The sequence below is a fragment of the Acidobacteriota bacterium genome (assembly GCA_019347945.1).
Lineage (GTDB): Bacteria > Acidobacteriota > Thermoanaerobaculia > Gp7-AA8 > JAHWKK01 > JAHWKK01.
The window spans coordinates 1-18,374 of the sequence record JAHWKK010000013.1 but is presented as its reverse complement, the minus strand read 5'-3'; the positions used below and the strand labels follow the sequence as shown (position 1 = coordinate 18,374).

General features: G+C 61.7%; 16 protein-coding genes. 5 read left to right on the top strand and 11 right to left on the bottom strand.

Features of this window, described 5'->3' with window-relative positions; all coding sequences use genetic code 11:
• The first annotated feature begins 14 nt into the window (after window positions 1-14).
• Entirely contained in the window at window positions 15-1,313 is a 1,299-nt protein-coding gene (locus tag KY459_09865; GenBank protein ID MBW3565019.1) for an insulinase family protein, read from the top strand.
• Here KY459_09865 and KY459_09860 read toward each other — a convergent pair.
• The 6 genes from KY459_09860 to KY459_09835 all read right to left on the bottom strand — a co-directional run bounded on the left by KY459_09860 (window position 1,304) and on the right by KY459_09835 (window position 8,812).
• The gene (locus KY459_09860; protein ID MBW3565018.1) at window positions 1,304-1,759 is read right to left on the bottom strand and encodes a cache domain-containing protein; all 456 of its coding nucleotides are present in this window, start codon (window positions 1,757-1,759) and stop codon (window positions 1,304-1,306) included. The two genes, KY459_09865 and KY459_09860, sit on opposite strands and share 10 nt — an antisense overlap.
• Before the next feature lie 316 nt (window positions 1,760-2,075).
• Entirely contained in the window at window positions 2,076-4,508 is a 2,433-nt protein-coding gene (locus KY459_09855) for a TonB-dependent receptor (GenBank protein ID MBW3565017.1), read from the bottom strand.
• A gap of 764 nt (window positions 4,509-5,272) precedes the next feature.
• Window positions 5,273-5,746, bottom strand: coding sequence for a hypothetical protein (locus KY459_09850; GenBank protein MBW3565016.1), 474 nt, complete (start codon window positions 5,744-5,746; stop codon window positions 5,273-5,275).
• A 119-nt stretch (window positions 5,747-5,865) separates the two neighbouring features.
• Window positions 5,866-7,071: a threonine synthase gene (locus KY459_09845; protein MBW3565015.1), complete on the bottom strand. Its 1,206-nt coding sequence runs from the start codon at window positions 7,069-7,071 to the stop codon at window positions 5,866-5,868.
• Complete coding sequence (locus tag KY459_09840; GenBank protein MBW3565014.1) at window positions 7,014-7,736, bottom strand: hypothetical protein; 723 nt, start codon at window positions 7,734-7,736, stop codon at window positions 7,014-7,016. Before KY459_09840 ends, KY459_09845 begins: the two co-directional genes overlap by 58 nt.
• On the bottom strand, window positions 7,733-8,812 hold the full coding sequence (locus KY459_09835) for a GTPase domain-containing protein (GenBank protein MBW3565013.1): 1,080 nt from the start codon (window positions 8,810-8,812) through the stop codon (window positions 7,733-7,735). Before KY459_09835 ends, KY459_09840 begins: the two co-directional genes overlap by 4 nt.
• Window positions 8,813-9,208: 396 nt before the next feature.
• Between KY459_09835 and KY459_09830 the strand changes: the two genes are divergently transcribed.
• Genes KY459_09830 through KY459_09815 form a run of 4 tightly spaced genes read left to right on the top strand, consistent with a single transcriptional unit; the run spans window position 9,209 to window position 13,490 of the window.
• Window positions 9,209-10,882: a carbon starvation protein A gene (locus tag KY459_09830; protein ID MBW3565012.1), complete on the top strand. Its 1,674-nt coding sequence runs from the start codon at window positions 9,209-9,211 to the stop codon at window positions 10,880-10,882.
• Between the two features lies 1 nt (window position 10,883).
• Window positions 10,884-12,071: a class I SAM-dependent methyltransferase gene (locus KY459_09825; GenBank protein ID MBW3565011.1), complete on the top strand. Its 1,188-nt coding sequence runs from the start codon at window positions 10,884-10,886 to the stop codon at window positions 12,069-12,071.
• Window positions 12,071-12,649 (top strand): thioesterase family protein, encoded by a 579-nt coding sequence (locus tag KY459_09820; protein ID MBW3565010.1) that lies wholly within the window; start codon window positions 12,071-12,073, stop codon window positions 12,647-12,649. The genes KY459_09825 and KY459_09820 overlap by 1 nt, the downstream gene beginning before the upstream one ends.
• A complete protein-coding gene (locus KY459_09815) occupies window positions 12,618-13,490 on the top strand; it encodes a hypothetical protein (GenBank protein ID MBW3565009.1) in 873 nt (290 codons plus the stop codon). The genes KY459_09820 and KY459_09815 overlap by 32 nt, the downstream gene beginning before the upstream one ends.
• Window positions 13,491-14,308: 818 nt before the next feature.
• Here the strand turns inward: KY459_09815 and KY459_09810 are convergent.
• From KY459_09810 to ftsY, 5 genes are all read right to left on the bottom strand, one after another.
• Window positions 14,309-14,887: an SCO family protein gene (locus KY459_09810; protein ID MBW3565008.1), complete on the bottom strand. Its 579-nt coding sequence runs from the start codon at window positions 14,885-14,887 to the stop codon at window positions 14,309-14,311.
• Complete coding sequence (gene cyoE / locus KY459_09805; GenBank protein MBW3565007.1) at window positions 14,884-15,780, bottom strand: heme o synthase; 897 nt, start codon at window positions 15,778-15,780, stop codon at window positions 14,884-14,886. Before cyoE ends, KY459_09810 begins: the two co-directional genes overlap by 4 nt.
• The gene (locus KY459_09800; GenBank protein ID MBW3565006.1) at window positions 15,777-16,733 is read right to left on the bottom strand and encodes a COX15/CtaA family protein; all 957 of its coding nucleotides are present in this window, start codon (window positions 16,731-16,733) and stop codon (window positions 15,777-15,779) included. The genes cyoE and KY459_09800 overlap by 4 nt, the downstream gene beginning before the upstream one ends.
• 71 nt (window positions 16,734-16,804) lie before the next feature.
• Window positions 16,805-17,104: a (2Fe-2S) ferredoxin domain-containing protein gene (locus tag KY459_09795; GenBank protein ID MBW3565005.1), complete on the bottom strand. Its 300-nt coding sequence runs from the start codon at window positions 17,102-17,104 to the stop codon at window positions 16,805-16,807.
• Complete coding sequence (gene ftsY, locus KY459_09790) at window positions 17,104-18,051, bottom strand: signal recognition particle-docking protein FtsY (protein ID MBW3565004.1); 948 nt, start codon at window positions 18,049-18,051, stop codon at window positions 17,104-17,106. Before ftsY ends, KY459_09795 begins: the two co-directional genes overlap by 1 nt.
• Window positions 18,052-18,374: the final 323 nt, after the last annotated feature.

Genomic DNA, 18,374 nt, shown 5'->3' with positions numbered 1-18,374 from the left:
AAACTTACGCTCTCATGGCCCTCGCTCTCGCCGCGGACACGCTACAACGTCACGTTCTCCCCTCGGGCCTGACCGTCATTCTCGAGCCGCTGCCCTTCGTCCGATCGGTCGCGCTCGGTTACTCGTTCCGCCTCGGATCGGTGAACGAGCCGGAGGGGCTGTACGGCGCGACGCACTTTCTCGAACACCTCCTCTTCAAGGGAACGCCCAGCCGATCCCTCCAGCAGATCGCCCGGGAGATCGACGAGCTCGGCGGCGAAGTCGACGCCTACACCGGAAAGGAGTACACCACCTTTCATGCTCACGTCCTGGATGAGCAGACACCGGAGGCGCTGGAGCTGCTGACCGATCTGGTCCGCAATCCCTCCTTCACCGACGAGGATCTGCGGATGGAGCGAAGCGTGATTCTCGAGGAGATCCGGATGGTGGAAGACACTCCGGACGATCTGATTCACGAGATCTTCGCGGAGGACTTCTGGCCGGCTCACGGTCTCGGGCGGCCGATACTCGGTCCGCCGGAACTGGTTCGGACGCTCACGCGCGAAGCGATCGAAGGCCACTTCCGCCGCTCGTTCACGCCGGCGAACACGATCTTCTGCGCCTCGGGCAACATCCAGCCCGAGTACCTGCTCGAGCGGCTCTCGATGCTGTCTGCGGCCGAGCCTGCTGGTCATCTCGCTCCGCAGGTGAATCCGGAGACCCGACAGTTCGTTCGCATTGTCGAAAAGCCGGATCTCGAGCAGGTGCACCTCGTCATCGGCATGCCTGGTTACCGCCAGACCGACGATGAGCGCTACGCGGCGGCGCTCTTCTCGACGATCCTCGGTGGGGGGATGTCGTCCCGGCTCTTCCAGAATGTCCGGGAGAGGGAGGGGCTCGTCTACACGATCTCGTCTTACCACACCGCCCACGCCGAGAGCGGCTTCGAAGCGATTTACGCGGCCTGCTCGACCGAGAACGTTCGCCGCGTGATCGAGCTGACCATGGCGGAGCTCCGTTCGGTTCGCAATGACGGTGTGTCCGAAGCGGAGCTGGCTGCTGCCAAGCGCTACGTCAAAGGGTCGATTCTTCTCTCACTCGAATCGACCGTGAGCCGCATGTCCGCGATTCTCCGGCAGGAACACTATTTCCATCGCCAGTACACGCCCGAGGAGATCATCGATCGGATCAACGCCGTCGAGATGGACGACGTGCGCGCCGTCGCCCGCAAGATCGTCGACCCTGAAAAAGTCGCAATCGCGCTTCTCGGTCCGCTGAAATCCGGATCGATCGGAATCGAGGATCTCAGAGGCAATATCGAGGTCTATTCGTAATAGCCGCAGCCCAGGATGTAGTCCCCCACTCTCTTGACGAAGGTGGACTTCTTCGCCACTCTGCCGCTCATCGGATTGTGGATTCGATAATCGACCCACTGTCCCTTCTCGTTCGCCAGCTTGAGAAACAGCTTTCCATAGGGCTGACCATCGCCGTCATACAGTTCGCTGGCGGCCAAACCGATCCTCCCCTTGTCGAACGCGTGGGCAACGATCTTCTGGTCGGGACCGAGGACGAAGAGGTAGAGATCACGGTCGCGAAAGCCATCCTCGCCGGCGTTGACCGCCTCGATCAGTCGCGCCGGTCCGGCATCGCGCAGAAGGGCGGCACCCTTCTCGACGATCGCAATCGCTTCCTCACGCGTCCCGGCTTTCTCATTCGCAGGCGCGGCGCTGGCGACGACCATGAGCAGAATCACAACGGGCAAAACGATCGATCGGGCCATCAAAGCCTCCAGTTCCGAGCTCGCCGGACACCGTTCATTCGATGTCAGGCGAGACCTCGATCACTGATACAGAACATGGAGGGGACTTCGCATGTTTCCACGATCCATGACCCGGCGAGTGTCTCTATCGGCCTACGGCGTCGGGTTTCCCAGCGAAGCGAAGATGTAGATAAGAACCAGGAAAAGGATTCCGAGAGCGAGTGCGATCATGAAAAAGAGAGACGGGCGATCCGATTCGTCTCTTTTGCGTCGTTTTCCCTTGCCCATTCGAAGCCACGCTGACCGCCCTCGCCGAAGCGAAGGCGGCCGGGGTCGATCACCAGCGGTACGAGGCGTAGCCGAGCGCGCGGCGTCCGAGCCGGTCACCGCCGAACGACTCGTAATGGTCGCTGTCGGCGAGATTGTGAATGTTTGCGCCAATCGTGAACGCATCGTTCACGTGGTAGCTGCCGGCCAGAGAAATGACGTCGAAAGAGGGAACCACGCCAATGAAAACGCCGGTTGCCCAGATGAAAGCGTCGTCCGATGTGTCGAAAACGCTCCCCAACGCTCCGACGTCACCCGGATTACCACCGACCCATCGATAGGAAAGCGATCCGTCCCATCGGATCCCGCGGTAGGAAAGCCCGACGTTGATCTTTCTCTCCGCCGCATTCGGGAAGAGCAGATCGGGCGCCGCCTCGACGACTTCATAGTCGAACCAGGAAAAGTTCGCATCGAGAACCCACTGATTGGTCAGATAGAAATTCGCTGCAACTTCGAATCCCTCGGTCTCGACTTTGCCGGCGTTCGTGTAAGAGAACACGACGGCGGGCGAACCGTCCGGGAGATTGGTGAAGCCCGCGAAGACTCTCGCCGGGAGATTCGCCTGAAGAGCGCCGAGCAGGGCCGCCTGCAGCGCCGGCGGCAGGAAGCCGGGCGGCGCGTATGGTGCGAAGTCCGGGTTCACTCCGGGGAGAAGATCCGTGACGAAGTTGTCCTGACGATTCTGGTAGTAGTCGAGCGTGAGAAAGAGTTTGCTGCCGAAAATCCCCGCATATCCCGCCTCGTAGCTCGTGATCTCTTCGACGATCAGGTCGTCGTTGCCGAGAGCGAGGATCGGGATCGACGCGAATCCGAGCGTGTTGGCGGGAAGTCCGAAGGCAGCCTCGAGCGCAGAAAGATTGATCGGCGCCGCGGCGGGAGCTCGAAGGAAGAACTCCGAGTAGTTCGGCACCTGGAACGCTTCGTTGTATGTGAGACGGACGGCGTGATCGGGAGTGACAGAGTAGACCAGAGACGCTTTCGGTGAGAACTGCGAATCGTGAAGAGAGCTGTCGTCGTACCGCCCGGCCACGACGAGCCTGAGGCTGTCGGTAACGTCGAGATTCATCTGTGCGAAGACTGCCTGCATGTCTTCGTCCTTCGCCTCGGCCATCAGCGTGTGGAATCCCTGTGGATTCGCGGTATCGACTTCCTCCTGTGTGTAGGAGACACCGCCGATCAGCCGGGCGCGCCCGTCGAACAGACCAACGTTGCCCTGAAGCTCTCCATGAAGGTTCGACGAATCCTCGTACAGTCGTGCATTCGATGCGAGTGCCACCTGGTTGTCCGCGTTTCGGCCATCCCAGTAGACCAGCGCGTTCATGTTGTCAGTCGAAAAATTACCGCGAACCCAGGGTCGGGCGACGTCGGTCGTCTGGACGCGGCCGATACCAGTCTGGAACGTGGGCCCTTCGAGCGAGGCATACCCTCCCTCGAGCGTCAGAAGGTTTCCGCTGAAGTCCTGGTCGAGCCGAAGCCCCGTGAACATGATCTCGTTCTCGGTGAGCACCAGCGGCACGGCCTCTCTCGGGAGACAGTTCGGAGTTCCGGTGGGCGTTCCAGGCGGACACTGAGCGTACTCGACCGAGACGTTCCGCGAACGGGTGAAGTCATCACTCTGCATGTAGCCGCCGACGATTCGATAATGGGTCGAGTCCGTAAACGAACCCGCGTGATGGAGGTCGGCTCGAACCGTGCTGAGGTCGCCGCCCGTGAGCGTGAACTTTCCTCCCGGGTTGTCTCCGGGACGGGCCGTTACCATGTTGAGCACGCCGTTGTAGGCATTTGCGCCGTAAAGCGCCGATCCGGGACCTCTGACGAATTCGACCGAGGCCATCAGATCGATTGGAAAGGAGACCGCTGCCCATTCCTGGGCACCGAGGAACGGCACAGAGGGATCGCGGCCGTCGATCAGTGTGAGGATTCGTCTGTTGAGCGAGCTGTTGAAGCCACGCGCGTTGAAGTTGATGTCGTAGAGGCCGCTTTGCGCGTAATCCACGCCCGGGGCGTCCTCGAGCAGGCTCGGGAGCTGCCCTGTGGGAGCCGCGAGCTGAATGTCTTCCTGCGCCACGACTGTCACGGCCGCCGGCGCCTCGACGATTCGCACCGGCTCACGCGAAGCGGAGTAGACCGTGATCGTCTCCGCGAACGACAGATCCCATACGACCTCCCGATCGATCCGGACTGTCTGTCCCTCCCTCACCGTGACGCCCTCGACGACCTCGACGTTCTGGCCGCCCGTGAGAAGCACCGTATGGGTCCCGACCGGCGCCGTGAGAGAGAACCTCCCGTTCGAATCGGTCAGAGTGGCCGCGTTCGTACCGTCGACCACCACGATCACACCCGGGAGCCCACTTCCGTCGTCCCTGGTGATCGTCCCCTCGATGCGTCCGGTCTGCTGTGCGAGTGCAGTACCTCCCACCACCAGTGCCAGTACCAACGACATCAACCTGAACCGCATGCCTACCCCCCTTCACTCGAGCGCCATCTGGGTGTGTCGGGGGGATTCTACAAGGTAACCATTGCGAGGTGAAGCGTCGGAAGTGGGGGTTGCCAGTTGCCGGTTGCCAGTTGCCAGTTGAAGCGAGCTCGGAACAGGGAAGCCGCTCATCTGTCCCCCGGCTGAAGCCCTCTCCTCGCCAGCCAGCCTCAGACGCGCGACAGAGCTCGACAACCGGTTCGGGACCCTGAAGCTCGCGAGATCTTGACCTCCGCTCAGCCCGCGCCAGCGGGCGACAGATCCTATCCCCGGCTTCAGCCGGGGATAGAGGTTGCTCCCCAAAAGGACATCGAGCCCGCCTCAGGCGGGCGGCAGAGCGACCGACAACCCCGAAGCTGACATCTGCCGCCAACAACGTTGGTTCGAGCGAGCTGCAACGATCCGTTCGATGTGTCTTGATTCTGTCGCCCGCTGAAGCGGGCTCGGAACAGGGAAGCCGCTGATCTGTCCCCCGGCTGAAGCCGGGGGCTAAGACCTGTCGCCGCCTTCGGCGGCTTCCCCGACTGCGTTTGTTTTAGGGAGCCTGCAACGATTACGCATGGGGGAGCTTGATTCTGTCGTCCGCTGAAGCGGGCTCGGAACAGAAGCCGCTCTCTGTCCCCCGGCTGAAGCCGGGGGCTAAGACCTGTCGCCCGCGGTGCGGGCTTGATGACTGAGAGATGCGCGACCGCCCTCTGCCGGCAACTGGCAACCGGCCATCGGCAACCCGCTTACTGTCCGAGGCTGCGGGCCTGAACCGACACCGGAATTTCATACGTTCCGGGAGCGACCAGGTCGTTCAGCGCGATCCGATAGTCCAGCTCGTAAGTCGTCGATCCGAGCCTCAGCGGCTGAGGCGCGAAGCCTCCCGCCCGACTCACGACCACTTCCCGCTCGAGTCCGCCGATCCGCACCTCAGAGAACCGCGCGTCGCCAATCCGGAAAACCAGTGCGTGCCGGGCATTGGTTCGAACCTTCACGGTGCTGGCCGTCCGGACCTCGATGAATCCTCGCGCGACGTCCTCTTCCGTGATCAGGAGCGTCTCGACACTGTCGATCGACTCCGACTCGAAATACGGCATCACCCGGGCGGTGACACCGATCGAGTTGCTGTCCCGGCTGCCGGCCATCGCGGGGACTCCCGCACTGACGGCAAGAAGAACAAAGAGAAGAAGGAAGTTGGTTCGGCGTGTGGTGGCTCTCATGACCACCCCGATACTTCACGTTCGCCGCCGACTCGAAAACAGCTTAACTAAGTTTACATCAGATGTTTAGGATTATACCCCTCTGTCTGAATTTCACAATCCGTCCAGATACCAGACAGTCACGCGCGGTATTTGTCTCCTCCGGTATTGAAGACGACGACCTTCTCCGAACGTTCGACCACTCCCTTCGCGACGAGCTGTTCCAGAGCTGCGAGCGCGGCCCCCGTTTCCGGGCCGGCATCGATCTTTTCCCGCTCCCGGATTCGCGCGGCGGCGGGCTCGATACTCTCCTCCGGGACGGCGACGGCGTCACCGCCGGACTCTCTCAGAGCCAGAAGCATCAGCCGGTCTCCGAAGGCGCGCGGGACGCGCAGGCCCCAGGCCTCGGTTTGTGGCTTCTCCCAGGGGGTCATCCTCGCCGCACCGCTGTGAAACGCCTCGACGACCGGAGCGCACCCCGCCGCCTGCACGGCGATCATCCTGGGGCGATGCCGTCCAAGCCACCCGAGCCGTTCCATCTCGCCGAAGGCCTTCCACATGCCGATCAGCCCGGTCCCCCCACCGGTGGGATAGAGAATCAGATCGGGGAGCTGTCGCCCGAGGTCGAAGAAGAGCTCGTAACCCATCGTTTTTTTCCCCTCGACCCGGTAGGGCTCCCTCAGAGTGGAGAGATCGAATCCCCCATTTTCTTCGGCCCACTGCCGGGAACGGATCGCGGCATCGGTGATGACCCCCTCGACCCGTTCGACGATCGCTCCGTACTCGCGGCACTCTTGCTCAATCGAGGTGGGGGTGTCGCGAGGCATCGCGACGAACACGGGAAGGCCGGCTTTCCGGCCGTACGCAGCCAGCGCGCAGCCGGCGTTGCCGGCGGTCGGAATCGTGAGCGCCTTCGCGCCGAGTGCTCGCGCCGCGGTCACGGCGGCGGCCATTCCCCTCGATTTGAACGACCGGGTCGGATTTCGCGACTCGTCCTTGAACCAGAGGTGATCCAGCCCGAGCTCGGCTCCGAGCCGGGGCGTGGGAACGAGTGGCGTCCCTCCTTCCCCGAGGGTGATGCCGTCGGCCTCAAAGGGAAGCACCTCGCCGAACCGCCATATGCCGGCCGGGCGCCTCTGGTCGATCTCGTCTGCCAGAGCGAGGTCGGAGGGAAGATGCCAGTCGACGAGGATGGGGGCATCGTTACAAGCCGGGCAAACGCCGTAGAGTCGATCCGGGGGGGACCTCCACTGGCAGCTCGAGCAGACCAGCTCGTGCTCGAACCGGCTCAATTTTCGGAAGCAAGCGACTCGTCGAGGTCGTCGGCGGAGCCTTCCCCACCCCATCGCTCGAGCTCCCGCCGCAGCGTCTCGATCGTATCCTCGTACTCCGAGAGCAGCGCCCGGTTGTACCGGGTCGCCTCACTCTCCGGCTCGTCATCCTCGACGGCCGCCTCGTCGAGCTGCGCGAGAAAGCCTTCGTACATCTTTTTCTCCGCCTCGCTGTCGGTTTCCGCCAGCCGCTTTTCCATCTCGGCTCTCTGCGTTGCAAGCTGGTTTCTGAACTGTACGCGAGCTCGATTGGCAATTTCCGCCGAGAGGCTTTCGTGAATCGCATCCTTGACCCACCGGTACTCGGCGGTATTGAAACCGAGGTCCTGTGCGGCGCGGATGTCCGCGGTGACGAAGTCGGCGACGGCACCGAAGCCCTTCATCCCCTCCATCAGCTCCCCGAACGAGCCCTTCCGCTCCTTCATGTTCTCCGCCGTCTCCGAGAGCTTCTTTCTCGCTGCTTCCGCGATCGCCCTCTCATGCTCCCGAACTTCGAGATACATCTCGATCTGCTGCCGGGTCAGTTTTCCATCCTCGGGAGGGGTGTAAACGTCTTCCTCCGCTTCCGAGAGAACGTCCCGGAAGCTCTTGTCATCGAGGCTTTCGGCGACGTCCTTCTCGCCGCCGCAGCCGAAAGAGAGTGCAGTCAGGAGGGCGAGCAGACAGGCTGTGCGGTTCATTTTGCGAGTTTCTCCAGTTGTGCGATTGCGGCTCTGAGTCCTTTTTTCAATCTTTGATTCTCCGCCTTCAGTGACTTGATTTCTTCGGCCAGACCGGAGGAGTCATCCATCGGCTCGAGATGAACTTCCGTCAGTTCCTCGACTTCCTCGATCTCGTCGTCGTCCGCGGGGACTGCGACCCCGGAGAGCGTCTTCGGTCTTTCCCGCTCGGCCAGGAGCTGATCGAGCGAGACCTCCTCGACGTTCTCGTAATCCTTCTCGACGGCGGACTCGTCGAATGGTGCGACGTCGGGTGGAGGGGTCATCGAATCGCCGAAGGGACTCTCGATCGAGACTCCCTCTTCCGGCGCCTCCTCAATTTCCGGCTCGGCGGCCGTTTCGGGCGCAGCTCCGGCCGTGGCAACCGGCGCCGCAGCCGGCGTCGTCTTTCCCTTCTTCACTTCCGCATCTTCGATTCGGCCGAGGGTCTTGGCGTTGGACTCCTTCCCCTTGACCTTGTTGACCAGGTGTCGAGCGGTCAGCTTGGAGATCGCCTTGAATGTCTCCATCACGCCCGTCCCCTCCAGCGCCGAGGCTTCCACCCAGGGGAGCGCTTCGAACCCGAGCGTTTCCTGCAGCTTCGGGATCGGCGGGACGCCGGGAATGTCGCGCTTGTTGTACTGGATCAGAATCGGAGTCTGGGAGAAGTCGATCTGGTTCTCCTTCATGTTTTCCAGGAGGTTGGCGAAGCTCTCCTTGTTCGACTCCGCCATCGAGGCCTGCGAGTCGGCGACGAAAACGATCGCATCCGCTCCCTTCAGCACCAGCTTTCGCGTTTCGTTGTAGAAGACCTGTCCCGGGACCGTATAAAGCTGGATTTTGAGATTAAAAGCCCCGACCTTACCGATCTCGACGGGCAGCAGATCGAAAAACAGGGTCCGGTCGGTCTTGGTGGCCAGCGAGAGCATCTTGCCCCGATTTTTCTCGTCGAGCTTGTCGAAAATGACCATCAGATTGGTCGTTTTGCCACACAGACCGGGACCGTAATACACGATCTTCGCGGTCATCTCGCGGGTAGCGTGATTGAATAAAACCATCTGTCAGAGTCGCCCCTCCCCTGGAGTCGGCTGAGTATAGAACAAGAGGAAGAGAGACGTCAGGCACGTCGGACCGGTCGGACCCGGCATCCCCTCCCACACGGCATCCCCTCCCACACGACCCCTTCGCTCTTCATTTTTCACAGACTGTTGCTGAAAACCCCGAGCCCCGCCCGCATCCTTCGCCCGTGCTTCGCTGGTCTCAGGATGACGAGGGCTTACTATCGAGCAACTCCCCCCGCCCGTGATGATTGCGGGTTTCAGGTTCGGTTTCGAGGATCGCGGCTCGGCAGGAGCCTCGCCCTCCCGGTGGGAGGTGACTGTGTCTCGCCTTTTTTTCACTCTTCACTCTTCACTCTTCACTCTTCTTCCGTCTCCCGTTAATCTTAGCGCCGCATGCTGACGGCGATCGCCATCGGGTTCATTGCATTCCTTGTCCTCGGTTACTCGGTCTACGGGAGATGGGTCGCCCGCCAGTTCGCGCTCGACGACACGCGCGAGACGCCGGCTCATCTCGTCGACGACGGGGTCGACTTCGTCCCGACGCGTCGTTTCTACCTGTTCGGTCAGCATTTCTCGGCGATCGCCGCGGCGGGTCCGATCGCTGGCCCCATCATCGCCTGCCAGGCGTTCGGCTGGCTTCCGTGCCTCCTCTGGATCTCCCTCGGGGTCGTGCTGATCGGGGCGGTTCACGATTTCGCAGCTCTGGTCGGCAGCGTTCGTCACGGAGCAAGGTCGATCGCCGACATGGTCCGCGAACATCTCGGGTCGCGAGCAGGGATGGCGATGATGGCGTTCATCTGGATCGCTCTCGTCTATGTGATCGTCGCATTCGCCGACATCACGGCCGGGAGCTTCACCGGAGTGACCGAGAGTCTCGCCGGCGCCGACGTCGAGTTCAATCCGGGAGGGGCGGTCGCCGCGGCGTCGATTCTCTACCTGCTCCTCGCCGTCGTCATGGGCTTCATCCAGAAGTTTCTCGACCCTCCCCTCTGGCTACTGACCGTGATCTTCGTACCGGCGACGTTCTTCCTAGTGTTCCTCGGAACCAGGATCTCGACGCTTCTGGTGATGGACGCGAAGAGCTGGGCGCTTCTGATTCTCGTTTACTGCTGTGTCGCCTCCCTCGTCCCCGTCTGGGCTCTGCTCCAGCCGCGAGGCTACCTCGGTGGATTCGTTCTCTATTTTGCACTCGGTCTCGGCGTCATCGGCGTGCTGTTCGGCGGCTACGAGATCGAGCAGCCGATGTTCAAGTCGTGGGACGTCGGCGGTATGACCGGGACACTCTTCCCGTTTCTCTTCGTCACGATCGCCTGCGGAGCATGCTCCGGCTTCCACGGACTGGTCTGCTCCGGTACGAGCTCGAAACAGATCGACCGTGAGAGCCATATCCGACCGGTCGGGTACGGGGCCATGCTCGCCGAGGGTTTCGTCGCCCTCATCGCTTTGGTGACCGTCATGATCGTCGCGCAGCCGGATCTCGAAGGACTCAAGCCGGGAACCGTCTACGGCAACGGCATCGGCCGCTTCCTGACTCTGATCATCGGCGAAGAGCACCTCAACTTCGCCATCACCTTCGGCGCAATGGCGTTCTCGACGTTCGTATTCGACACGCTCGATGTATGCACGCGCCTGGGGCGCTACATCGTTCAGGAGCTTTTCCGCTCGACGACGCGGGCCGGGGCCGTTGCGGGCACACTGCTGACGATCGCCCTCCCGGTGTACTTCGTCTCGTTTGCCGCACCCGGAAGCTGGATCAATTTCTGGACGCTCTTCGGAGCCTCGAACCAGCTGCTCGCAGCTATGACGCTCCTGACGATCACATACTGGCTTCACCAGTCGCGTAAGCGGATCGCCTTCACCCTCTATCCGATGCTCTTCGTTCTCGTGATCACCATGTGGGCTCTGGCGAAGATGACGATCGGATATCTCACCGGTCCCGGTGGAGGCGGCGTCGAGCTGCTCAATGGCCTGTCGTCGCTCGCCCTGATTCTCCTCGCCCTCTACCTCGTCGGTTCAGCGATTGTCAAAACCCGGGGAGGGTCGGGTGACCTCGTCACGGCGTCCTGACATTCCGGTCGTCACGCTCCGGCCCGGCCGCGAAAAGTCGGTGATCCGGCGTCATCCCTGGATTTTTTCGGGCGCGGTCTCGAGCGTGTCGGGGAACCCCGGCAGAGGGGAAAACGTCGAGCTTCGCGACAGCAACGACCGGCCTCTGGCCATCGGCGCCTGGTCATCCGAGTCATCGATCCGGGTCCGGATCTGGTCGCCTGATCCGGATCAGGCGGTCGACCGGTCTTTCTTCGAGCGCCGTATCGAAAGTGCATTCGCTCTGCGCCGCCGGCTCGGGCTGCTTCAACCCGAAGGAGGCTGCAGGATCGTTCACGCGGAATCCGACGGCCTTCCAGGCCTCATCGTCGACCTCTATCGCGACGTCGCGGTCTGCCAATTTCTCTCCGCGGGCGCAGATCACCATCGGGACGTCATCACCGCGTTGCTGATGGGTCGCGCGGAGATCTCGACCGTCTGGGAACGCTCGGATGCCACGATCCGGGAAAAAGAAGGGCTCGAGCCGAGACGGGGACTCATCGCGGGCCGCGAGCCGGAGCCTCTGATCGAGATCAGCGAAGAGGGCTGTCGTTACCTGGTCGACATCCGGGAGGGGCACAAGACCGGCTTTTACCTCGACCAGCGAGCAAACCGCGCTCTGGTCCGCCAGTCCGCCGCGGGGAAGTCCGTACTCAACTGCTTCTCCTACACGGGCGCATTCGGCATCGCCGCGGCGATCGGCGGTGCCTCGGAGATCGTCAATGTCGACACATCGGCGCCGGCGCTCGAGCTCGCTTCGAGAAATGCCGCGTTGAACGGCGTGACGGCCGATTTCGAGAACCACGAAGCAGATGTCTTCTCACGGTTACGGGGCTGGCGGAGCGAGGGACGCAAATTCGATTGCGTCATTCTCGATCCGCCGAAGTTCGCGGAGGCGAGAGCTCAGGTCGATCGCGCATGCCGGGGCTACAAGGACATCAACATCCTCGCGTTCCAGCTTCTCGCACCGGGCGGTCTTCTCTTCACGTTCTCCTGTTCGGGTGCCATCGCGTTCGAGCTCTTTCAGAAGGTCGTCGCCGACGCCGCGATCGACGCCGGACGGGAGACTCGAATCCTGATGCGACTCGAGGAATCGCCGGATCACTCCGTGCCGCTGACCTTTCCCGAGGGACGGTATCTCAAGGGGATGAAGATCGAGGTCGGCGACTGATGGTGCTCATCTTCAGAATCATTCTCGGGGTGATACGAGGCCTGCGTCGAAAGAATCGCCGGGGGCTTTTCGAGGATTCCGTCATCCGGCTGCGCGTCCTGCCGACCGACGCCGACCTCTACTTTCACCTCAACAACGGCCGCTATCTCAGCATCTCCGATCTGGGGCGGCTGGATCTGGCGATGGGAAACGGGTTTTCCTCGGTCATGATGAAGAACCGGTGGTTTCCGGTCGTCGCGACCTCGATGGCTCGTTTCAGGTTCTCGATCGACCTCTTCCAGCGGTTCACTCTGAGGACGAGAATCGTCGGCTGGGATGCGAAGTGGCTCTACATCGTCCACTGGTTCGAGGTCGATGGCCGGGCGGCGGCAACGATCCTTCTGAAGGCGGTCTTTCTCGAGCGGCGGCAGACGGTTCCTCCGGTACGGCTCTTCGAAGAGATGGGGATCGTCGTCGAGTCCGAACGCCTCCCGGAATGGATTCGGCATTGGACCGAGACCGAGGAAGCGATCAAGCCGGCACTGAACCAGGCAATGGAGGATTCCGTTGAAAAAATCGACCGCGAACAAGCTGAATGACGGTTTTTACACGATGCTCGAGCTCCTTTTCAGGGAGCTCGACCAAGACGCGATCAAGCTGGAAGTCGAAGCCCTCAAGGAGAAGATGCCGAAGGCCAGCCGGCGGGAGATTGCGAAGGTCCTCACGAGACGGGCGGCCATCAAGAGCGCGGTCGGTGGCATCACCGCGGGAGCGCCGGGAGGAGCCATCGGACTTCTGGCGATGGGTCCCGACATCTTCAACCTCGTGCGCCAGCAAAGCAGGTTGATTCTTTCCATCGCATTTCTCTACGAACAGGAGCCACACCTCGAGGACCGCTTCAAAGAGGTCCTCGGGACACTCGCGATCTCCACAGGAGCGTCGGTCGGCCGTCGCGGCGCGCGTATGCTCATTCAGAAAGGCCTGGAGAAGCGCGCCTCCGAGGGTCTGATGAAGAAGGTGGCCGGCAGGTACTTCGCGCGAAAAGCGCCGACCGCGATCGGACCGATCATCGGCGGGGTCGCCGGAGGTGTGATCAATTTCGCCGCGGTACGGTCGACCGCGAAGTTCGCCACCGACTACTACGAGAATCTCTTCAAAATGAAGTCGACGGCAACCCCGCCGGCGCTGACCGGCGAGATCAAACCGGCGAAGACGGCCAAGGGCTCGCCGAGGAAAACCGGGGGGAAGAAGAGCGGCGCTAAAAAGAGCGGGACGAAGAAAGCCGCCCGGAAATCGGCGAAGAAAAAGCCGGCAAAGAAGAGCGCGACGAAAAAGAGCACGAAGAAGGCCACGAAGAAGAGCGCGAAGAAGAGCGCGAAGAAGGGTTCGGCGAAGAAAAGCGGGAGCAAGTCCGAACCTCAAAGTCCCGAGGCGCAGTGAAAACGAGGCCCTTCACTCTTCCCGGACCGGCGTTTTCTCGGAGATGGCCGGCGCACCTGTCGCCCGCTGCCGCGGGCTCGACATCTCTTAAAGAAAGCACGACTATCCCCCGGCTGAAGCCGGGGGCTAAGGTCTTCCGCCCGCTGCCGCGGGCTGATCGCAAATGAGCGTTCCTGCAGGGTTCGACGCCTCGAAGATGCCGGCGTCCTTTCGCCCGCTGCCGTGGGCTGAGCGAGGATGAACGGTCTCGCAAAGATTCGACGCCTCAAAGATGACCGCTCGATCTTCCGGCCGCTGGCGGGCTGATCGGAGATGCACGTTTTCAAGCCCGCGGAGCGGGCGACAGAACGAAACGAGAAATGCAGATCGGCTCCAACTCGCTGAATCGATGAAGCCGACGCAGCCGCCGAAGGCGGCGACAGATCATAGCCCCCGGCTTCAGCCGGGGGACAGTGGCAGCGCCTCTCAAAATATCGAGCCCGCTTCAGCGGGCGACAGAACGAACAACGTCTCTCGGAGATGGCCGGCGCACCTGTCGCCCGCTGGCGCGGGCTGATCGGAGATGAACGTTTTCGAGCCCGCGGAGCGGGCGACAGAACGAAACGAGAAATGCAGATCGGCTCCAACTCGCTGAATCGATGAAGCCGACGCAGCCGCCGAAGGCGGCGACAGATCATAGCCCCCGGCTTCAGCCGGGGACAGTGGCAGCGCCTCTCAAAATATCGAGCCCGCTTCAGCGGGCGACAGAACCAGACGCGTTGCGTAGATCGTCTCCAACTCGCTCAGATCTTCACTCTTTTCTTTCACTCTTTCACTCTTCACTCTTCACTCTTCCGCGCGAGCCAGCGGGCATCGCTCCGGAGATCGGCCATCACCTCGGGCCTGCCGGAGTCGTAGTAGTTCCGGATCACGCCCTCCCGATCGACCAGGACGAAGCGATTGCTATGAAGGATGGGCTCAGCGGGGTTCTGCGACGTTCCGACGGCGAGATTGAATCCTTCGATCGAAAGCCGCTCGATCTCATCCCGTTCGCCCGTGAGGAAAGTCCATCGCGGGTCGTTCGTCACCTTCTGACGGTACTCCGAGAGCACCGACGGCGTGTCGTAGGCCGGATCGACCGTGATCGAGACGAACCGCAGATCGTCGTCGGAAAGATCATCCGTCAGCCTCTTCATCTCCGCCGTCAGCACGGGACAGGTCGCCCCGCATCGGGTGAAGATGAAATCGACGATCGAAACGTGCCCGCGGAGATCCTCGAGAGAGAACGAGCGGTTTTCGTGATCGACGAGATCGAAAGAAGGAAGTGACTTGATCGGATCGAGATCGGGTTCGCGATCACACATCGCGATCGACAGACAGACGGCGAGAACGGCGAGGAGCTCGCTGAATTTCTTCAACCGCCCATCCAGGTACCCACGACCATCAGGACCATCACCAACAGCAGGTAATAGATCGATGCCCTGAAAAGGTTTCGCGCGCGATCCCTGCTCCTCTCGCGATGAAATCCGAAGGCCGACAGCACGAACCCGACCGACAGGAGGAACGCTCCGACTGCAGACCACTTTCCGCCGATTCCGACCATCGGAAGCCCGAGGGTGAGCGGAAGCAGAATCAGACTGTAGAGCACCGACTGCAGCCCCGCCTGGCGGCCATCCTCGTCGACTACGCACAACAATCTGAATCCTCCTCGGGTGTAGTCTTCCCGATAGAGGTGCCCGATGGCGAAGAAATGAGGAAGCTGCCAGACGAAGAGAATCGCGAAGAGCATCCAGGCGCCCGGCTCGAGCGCTCCTGTGGCCGCCGCCCATCCGATCATCGGAGGAATGGCTCCAGGAACCGCACCGGCGATCGTCGACAACGAGGTCCTTCTCTTCAACGGCGTATAAAGGAGCAGATAAGCCACGGTCGTCGTCAGCGCCAGGGCGCCGGCCAGCAGGTTCACACCGATGCTCAGCAACGCAAACCCGAGAGCGATCGTGAAGACGGCGAAGGTGACGGCCGCGGCCCCGCTCAGTCTTCCTGATGGCAGCGGTCTCCCCATCGTGCGCTCCATCAGCCGATCGAAGTCCTGCTCCACGATCTGATTGAAGCTATTTGTTCCCGCCGCGACCAGCCCGGTTCCCACGAGCGTGAGAACGAGCAGCGGAACCGAAACGCTGACCGGACTCGCGACGATGAACCCCGCGGCGGTGACGACCAGAATCAGCGAAAGAACCCGTGCCTTAGCGAGCTCCAGATAGTCTCTCGGCGCTCCGAATCCTGCCCGCTCCAGAACGGCAGTGTCACTCATGCCATCGCCCCTGTTGGAAGGGTCGCCGCATCATCTGCCGATTTCATCTCTCGTGACGGCTCCGTCCGCAGCGCCATCGCCATCAGAAGCGTCGTTACGAGCAGCGATGCGCCGCCGAGAAGATGGAGACTCGCGATGATCGGATCTCTCGCCGTCCAGATGGTGAAGGCGCCCAGCGCGATCTGAACCGCTACGAGCGCGAGTGCGAGGCTGTAAAAGCGGATCGAGGCGGGCTTTCCCGAAGCGAGAACGGGCCGGAAAATCAGAAAGAGATAGACGGTAACGATCAGAGCACCCACGCGATGCGCGTAGTGTATCGCGATGGCCGCGCTCGTGAACGCCGGGACGATCTGCCCGAAAGCCAGGGGGAAATCGGGAATCGCCATCCCCGCTCCCATATGCCGGGTCATCGCGCCGAGAAGAATCTGGATCGAGATCAGCGCGAATGCAATGATTGCAAACCGGGCCGCTCGATTCGATCCTTCGACGTTGTCCCGTGCCTTCCATCGAGCCGCAGCATCTGAAGCGAGAAACGCCATCGCAACATGCATGCAGAGATAGGCCTCGGCGAGCATCGCGTGCGAAACGGAGGTCCACGTGGGTAGCTTGAGAAGCACCGTCACGCCTCCCAGGATGCCCTGGGCGATGACCACGCCGACGGTTGCCCACCCGAGTCGACGCAGAACCTTCGAGCCCCTCATCTGCAGCCAGATCGCCTGAATCACGGTCAGGAAACCCGCGATCGCGGCGATCATCCGATGGCCATGCTCGTAGAAGACGCCCCCCTTCATCGGCGGAAATACCATTCCGTACGAGAGAGGCCAGTCGGGGACCGCGAGCCCGGAGTCGGTGCTCGTCACCATCGCTCCCGCGAAGACGAGAAAGAGAACGTACACCGCCGTCAGTTTGGTGAAACGTCGAAGAGAACGTGGAGTCGTGCCTGTGGCGCTCAAGAGAAATTCACCTCGGAAAAACGGATCGGATCGGGCGGAACCGACTCGCACCAACGCGCCCGGCGCTGCCGTTATTGCGGTTTCGTCTTCGCCTCGAGATTCTCGGTTTCGCGGAGATAGTGCTCCTTCGCGGTCTCGATCGTCAGGTGATTGTAAGCCTCCCCGCCCGGCCAGACCACCATGTTGGGACCGTCGTCGCACATGTCGAGGCAGGTGACCCCGCACACGCGGACCAGTTTCTTCCGCCCGAGGGACTTGTTGAGATCCTTCAGCTCGGCTCGGATCAGCTCCCCCCGGTTCTGCCCCTGCTTCTCGTCGTTGCAACGACCGCCGATGCACACGAGTACGTGTCTTTCGAATGGGTATCGCATCAGCTCGCGGCAACCGGGTGCTCGGATGCGAAAATCGAATCGAGATAGGCTTCCGGGTCGAACGGGATGAGATCGTCCATTCCCTCGCCGACTCCGACGTAATAGACGGGGATCTCGAAGTCCCGCATGATCGAGAGAATCACGCCCCCCTTCGCCGTCCCGTCGAGCTTCGTCACGATCAACCCCGTCACACCAGCCGACTCGAGAAATGCCTTCGCCTGAGCGATGCCGTTCTGGCCGGTGGTTCCATCGAGAACCAGAAGAACCTCATGGGGTGCGCCGGGAAGCTCCTTCTCGACCACCCGCCGGATCTTCGCGAGCTCGGCCATCAGGTGTCCCTTGTTGTGGAGCCTGCCGGCCGTATCGATCAGAACGATGTCGGATCCGCGCGATCTGGCGGCAGCGACGGTATCGTGCGCCACGGCACCGGGATCGGCGCCTTCCTTGTGACGTACCAGCGGGACCCCGACCCGATCCGTCCACTCCTGCAGCTGTTCGATCGCCGCCGCCCGGAACGTGTCCGCTGCTCCCACGATCACCTCGCGGTTCTCCGATTTCCAGAGGCGCGCGAGCTTTGCAATCGAAGTTGTCTTGCCGGTCCCGTTGACTCCGACCACCAGAACGACGAAAGGCTTTTCGGCCGAAGGATCGAGCGTTCTCATCGCCCTGTCGGGGATGAGCTCCCGCGCTTCAGCCTTGAGTCTTACGGTCAGATCCTCGATGTTCCGGATTTCCCCGCGCCGGATCGTTTCCTCGAGCGAGTCCATCAGTTCGACCGTGATTTCCGCCCCGACGTCGGCTCCGAGCAGGCTCTCCTCGAGCGCATCGAGAACCGACTGATCGACACCGAGCTCGGGCGTGAAGGCGTCGCGGACGCGCTCGATCATCTCCGTGTGCGTCATGAACAGACCGCGCTTGAGCTTGCCAACAAAAGACTTTTCGGCCATCGAGACGGGGGAACGATGCGGGATGGCGAAGTATTGCTTTTGGAGAGGAAGGGATCAGGGGTCAGGGGTCAGGGATCAGGAAAAGCAGGGATCAGGGGTCAGGGATCAGGAAAAGCAGGAATCAGGGATCAGGGATCAGGGCAGGAGCGTGGTAAAGACTTGCTGCTCTCGCGAAATTTAAACATTCGTCATCCTGAGCAAGTGACCGGCGCCTTGCGACGGTGAATCCGAAATGACACCCGTGAGTGCGGAAACAACCGAACTCGCGTACTCAAACCAACGTCATCCTGAGCGGGCGGTCGGGCGGGCAGGCGAAGGACCTC